Source organism: Bacteroides xylanisolvens XB1A, from assembly GCF_000210075.1.
Taxonomy (GTDB): domain Bacteria; phylum Bacteroidota; class Bacteroidia; order Bacteroidales; family Bacteroidaceae; genus Bacteroides; species Bacteroides xylanisolvens.
In genome coordinates, this window is the sequence record NC_021017.1 from 424,790 (window position 1) to 430,234 (window position 5,445).

Annotated in this window: 3 protein-coding genes and 1 pseudogene; all 4 read left to right on the forward strand. The window is 43.6% G+C overall.

Annotated elements, in window-relative coordinates; translation table 11 throughout:
• Positions 1–1,165: TonB-dependent receptor domain-containing protein (locus BXY_RS01750; protein ID WP_208946713.1), on the forward strand; the 1,165-nt coding region annotated here is incomplete at its 5' end.
• Positions 1,166–1,185: 20 nt separating this feature from the next.
• Entirely contained in the window at positions 1,186–2,934 is a 1,749-nt protein-coding gene (locus BXY_RS01755; protein WP_008775738.1) for a RagB/SusD family nutrient uptake outer membrane protein, read from the forward strand.
• Between the two features lie 16 nt (positions 2,935–2,950).
• Positions 2,951–4,633, forward strand: coding sequence for a hypothetical protein (locus BXY_RS01760; RefSeq protein WP_004296065.1), 1,683 nt, complete (start codon positions 2,951–2,953; stop codon positions 4,631–4,633).
• A gap of 13 nt (positions 4,634–4,646) precedes the next feature.
• Positions 4,647–5,445 (forward strand): annotated as a pseudogene (locus tag BXY_RS01765) (hypothetical protein); the annotation flags it as partial.

Consider the following 5,445-nt stretch of genomic DNA (forward strand, 5'->3'; position numbering starts at 1 on the left):
GAGCAAATTGAAGATCAGAGCTAGCTACGGTGAGTTGGGTGCCAACTTCCTCAATCCTTATAATTTTGACGCGATAGCTTATGGACCTATTCCTTACACAGTAGGCGGTGAACGTTATGTGACAGGACGCGCAGCCTATCTGAAATCGAAAGACTTGAAATGGGAAACTGCCAAAACCACAGATATTGGTATCGAACTGGGCTTCTTCAACAACGACTTGACCTTGTCATTAGACTATTTCGTGAAAAAGAACGTAGATTTGTTGGCACAGATAGACTTGAACCTGTCTTCCGGGCAAATCTTTGAAATCAACAGTTCACGTGAAAAACCCTACGTTAATACAGCTTCCGTAAAAAACACAGGATGGGAGTTTATGATGAATTACAGGAAACAATTGACGAAAGACTTCCATATAGATGCAACATTCAATATCGCAACGTTGAAGAATAAAGTATTATCATTGGGAGAAAACGTGCAGCCGATTACTTCCGGAGCAATGTCCAGCTATTTTAATGATGCAGCTTCCATTACCATGCCAGGAGAAGCTATCGGTTCATTCTATGGCTATAAGATTGACGGTTTTGATGCGGAAGGAAATTTCATATTTGCGGATACGGACAAGAATGGAGTAGTCAATGCAAATGATAAAGTTATTCTGGGTAGCCCTATCCCTGACTTCACATACGGTTTGAACATCAACATGGAATACAAAGACTTTGATTTGACTGTCTTCTTTCAGGGAGTGCAGGGAAATGATATATTCAATCAGAAAAAGTACACCTATTATTTTGATTATTCCAATAATGTAGTCAAAGAGGCTATGAATGGATGGACGAAAACAAATAGGAATACAGGAATCCCTATTATGAAAACCCAAAACACTAGTGGCGGAAACTCCTTGCCGAGTGAATTTTATATTGAAGACGGTTCCTATTTACGTCTGAAAAACCTTCAGTTAGGCTATTCACTGCCTAAAAAGTGGTTGGAAGCAATCCGGTTCAATAAACTGCGTGTTTATGCAGGCGTACAAAATCTGTTTACGTTGACCCAATACTCCGGTTATGACCCGGAAGTTAGTTCAAATGTATTGTTCTCACGTGGCATTGACATCAGTTCATATCCTAATGCCCGGACATTCACTTTTGGTTTTAACGCTTCATTCTGATAACTAAAAATATGATTAATATGAAAAACTATAAGAAAGTATATGCCGCATTTATCTTGGCGGGCGGCTTGATATTACATGGATGCAACGGTATCTTTGATGACCTGGCAATTAATCCGAACCAGCCGAGTATGGGAGCTTATTTCACCAGTCCGTCCGCTGTTAATGACGCAGTGATGACCATGTACGGATATATGTCTACGCAACGCTGCCTGGGAGCTTCCGGCTCTAAAACAACGATAATCCGCTCCGACGAGGCATCGTCCAATTCGGATTATGGCAAACCGGGCATGTTTGGTGCCGACTTAAATGCCAGTTATTACACTATCGAGCAACCTTATACATTGATGTACACCACTGCTTCTCAAGCATCCTACATTATTGAAACCGCCCCGTCTGTTGATTTCAGCGGTAATGAGGAACTGCGGAACGCATACATGGGGGAAGCTTATTTCTGGAGGGCATTTGCGCATTATTACCTATTGATTAATTTCCGGAATATATCTCCCATCAGACAGATGCCACGCAATGGCGATGACTATGTCCGTCCTTTGGAAAAACCTGCTGCCGTATGGAATTTTATTCAAGAAGACCTGGCACATGCGAAAGAACTGTTGCCCGTGAAGGGATATTGGGACAGCAAGAATGCCGGTCGTGTGACAAAAGCTTCCGCAGCCGCCTTATTGGGAAAAGCTTACCTCTACCGTAGTGGAATCGAACAATATTATGGTGAAGACAAGACTACATTTTACAGTGAAGCTGCCAAAGAATTTGGTGATGTTATAGACGGAAAGTACGGAACTTATGACCTGACTAAAAATTATGCTGATAATTTTGATGTCGCTCATGAAAATAATGAAGAATCAATCCTTGAGTTTCAATTCTTAGGCGATGTCGATAATGCAGGATTCAATCCGGGGCTTGCCACTTCCGGTTTGGCGTTCGATTCACGTGGACTGATGTTACCGGGGGCGGGAGTAGGTTATGAAGGCGTAGTACATAACTGGCTTTATAACGCATTTGTGAATTCGGTAGACAAGGACGGTTATACGGATATCCGGATGTTCTCCACAATGATATTCAATGATTTGGATGCGAGCATTCATTTGAGAAATGATGCAGGCGGCAATCCTGTACGTCTGGAAGGTCCCGGCGGTTATAAATGGGAAGAACTTTATCCTGCAAAGAATGGAAAAGAAGGATTTGCTACCGTGTCCAATCCTTTGGCACATTCATTCAAAGCAGGTATAAGAAAAGGGATTGATTGTTCCATGCCTACACAAACGGAAGCAGACGGGACTCCTAAACTGGTCGGTGTAGGTGCAGGCGTTAAGGAGTATGTATATAATCAGCCCCGTGCCCATGGAGTGAATTGGCGCTATATCCGCTATGCCGATGTGTTGATGATGTATGCGGAAGCTATCGTTAGCGGTGGCACGCAAGCATCAAACATGACTCCCTTGCAGGCGGTAAATAAAGTACGCGGACGTGTCAACATGAGCGAACTCCCTTCGGTAACCATGACTGATATTCAGAATGAAAGAATCCTGGAATTTGCTTTGGAAGGGCATCGTTTCTATGATTTGCTCCGTTGGGGCAAGCTAGCCAGCCGTTTTACAGAGTTGCAGGAATCCGATCCTAACTTCAAGAAGTTCATATCGGCAGATGACTTTAAAGGATTCGTCACCAATAAGCACGAATGGTTGCCGATTCCTATCAATGAAGTGAATTCTAACCCTTATATCACAGAAAATAATCCGGGATATTAACTAAGAAAGAATTAGCATGATAAATTTGAAAAATATTGCGGTACTACTGTTCAGTTTGGTAGTACCGGGGCTCGCTATTGCCCAAACAGAAGTACTTTACAATGGCATACACCTGCCTGAACAATGGCCACCCCGCTATGCGGAACCACAAAAAGCACAAGATATGCCGATACCCTATCTTGAACAAAAGCCGGGAGTAATTCCTGTAAATGTAGGACGGCAACTATTTGTTGATTCTTTTCTGATTGCAGAAACTAATTTGAATAGAGTGATTCATACTCCCCGGTTCTACGAAAGGAATCCGGTACTCGGACCTGATAAGGAATGGGAAAAGACAACCGAAGGCGGACTCTACGCTGCACCCTTCAGTGATGGGATCTGGTATGACGAAAAAGACGGGAAGTTCAAAATGTGGTACTTGGCAGGTGCAGGTGTTCTTCACAAAGGAGACAATCAGACCTTTTATACCGGATATGCCGAATCGGAAGACGGCAAGTACTGGACAAAACCTGTACTGGATATTTGGAACCAAACCAATATTGTAGATACCTGCAATCGTGACGCAGCTACTATTTGGCTGGACAAACAGGAGAAAGACCCGTCCAAACGGTACAAGATGTTCAATGTCGAACGCCGCCCCACCGACCGCAGATGGCAATTTATTTTGAAATACTCATCGGACGGGATTCATTGGGGAGAGGGAGTCGCCCAGTCCGGTGATTTATACGACCGTTCATCCGCATTCTACAATCCGTTCCGTGATGTGTGGGCATTGAGTATGCGTTACGGGACAACAGTTTCTTCCCGCTCACGCAGTTATTTGGAAAATAAAGACCCGGAAATGGCAGTAAGTTTCGCACATCGTATCCGAAAAGGAGTACCTGATAAGAATATGGTCTACTGGTTTACTCCGAGCGATAAAGAGCCGCGTCATCCGGAGTTTCCGGAAGTAGAACCGGGTATTTACAATTTTGATGCCATTGCTTATGAAAGCATTATGTTAGGATTGTACAGTGTATGGCAGGGACCGGAAAATGGAGTTTGTGCCAAACTAGGTATTCAGAAAAAGAATGAAATCTTTCTAGGGTATAGCCGTGACGGCTTCCATTTCTATCGTCCTTCTTTCAAGCCTTTCATGGCAGTGAATGAGACGGAAGGAGCATGGAACTGGGGAAATATGCAGTCTATCAATGGAGTGCCTTTGATAGTAGGAGATTCACTTTATTTCTATTCTAGCGGACGCCAAAGGAACAAGATTATGTGGGATAGCTATACATCTACCGGACTGGCTACTTTGCGCAGAGATGGTTTTGTCTCCATGCATGGAGATAAGGACGGCTATCTGCTGACAGAGAAGGTTCGTTTTGACGGCAAACATCTTTTTATCAATGCAGATGTAAAAGGTAGCTTGGCTGTAGAAATTCTGGATGAAAATGGAAAGCCATTAGAAGGATTCACACGGAAAGACTGTGTACCGATGAAGAAAACAGATAAAACAAAATTGTTGGTTACATGGAAGAAACACCAGAATATAGCATCACTTATCGGGAAGGCTGTCCGTTTGAAGTTCTACCTGGATAACGCTGATATATATGCATTTTGGATTTCTCCGTGGCAAACGGGCGAAAGCCGTGGATATACAAGCGGCGGCGGACCGGGACTGTCAACCTGTGGCATAGATGTTCCTGCAAACAAATAAAAGATAAATGACTATGAAACGTTTATTTTATACATTACTATTTTTCCTGCCTTGTATGCTGATAGCTTGCGGTGGCAGTGATGATACTCCGGATGGAGATAATAATCCCCCGGTAGTGGCTCCCCCTTGCGAAGAGCCGGTAGATTCACGGCTATTGTACAATGGTATTCGTCTGCCCGAACAGTGGCCGCCGGTACGTTCATCTTCGTCTGAACTGGAAAAAGGAATGTCACCTTTTTATCTGTCGGATAAACCTTCTGTTATTAATATCTCGGTAGGACGCCAGTTATTTGTAGACAATTTCCTGATAGAATCCACTAATCTGAAACGTACGTTCTATTATCCTGAATATTATTCAGGCAATCCGATACTGACACCAGAACAGGATTGGGAGAAAACTGGAACAAAAGGTGCGGCATTCGCCGCTCCTTTCAGCGACGGGGTATGGTATGACGAAAAGGAAGGAAAATACAAAATGTGGTACATGGCAGGTGGTGGCTCCTATGCAACTAGCGGAGCAGGAGTGACTTGTTATGCGGAATCAACGGACGGTATTCACTGGACAAAACCCACTCTTTCCGTTGTAGCCGGAACAAATATCGTTGACTATAACTCAGAACGTGACGCGTCTGTTATTTGGCTGGATAAACAGGAAAGTAATGCTTCGAAAAGATACAAGATGTTTTTAGTTGCCCGTGAATCCGGGAAATGGAGATACCATTACAAGACTTCCCCGGACGGCAAAGTCTGGCGTGCCGCAGTTCAATCGGAACCGATTGCCGACCGTTCAACAGTATATAAAAATCCTTTCA

Bases quoted from the DNA above. Each gene is read 5' to 3' on its own strand.
- BXY_RS01755 (WP_008775738.1), top strand. From the start codon at position 1,186: ATGAAAAACTATAAGAAAGTATATGCCGCATTTATCTTGGCGGGCGGC.
- BXY_RS01760 (WP_004296065.1), top strand. From the start codon at position 2,951: ATGATAAATTTGAAAAATATTGCGGTACTACTGTTCAGTTTGGTAGTA.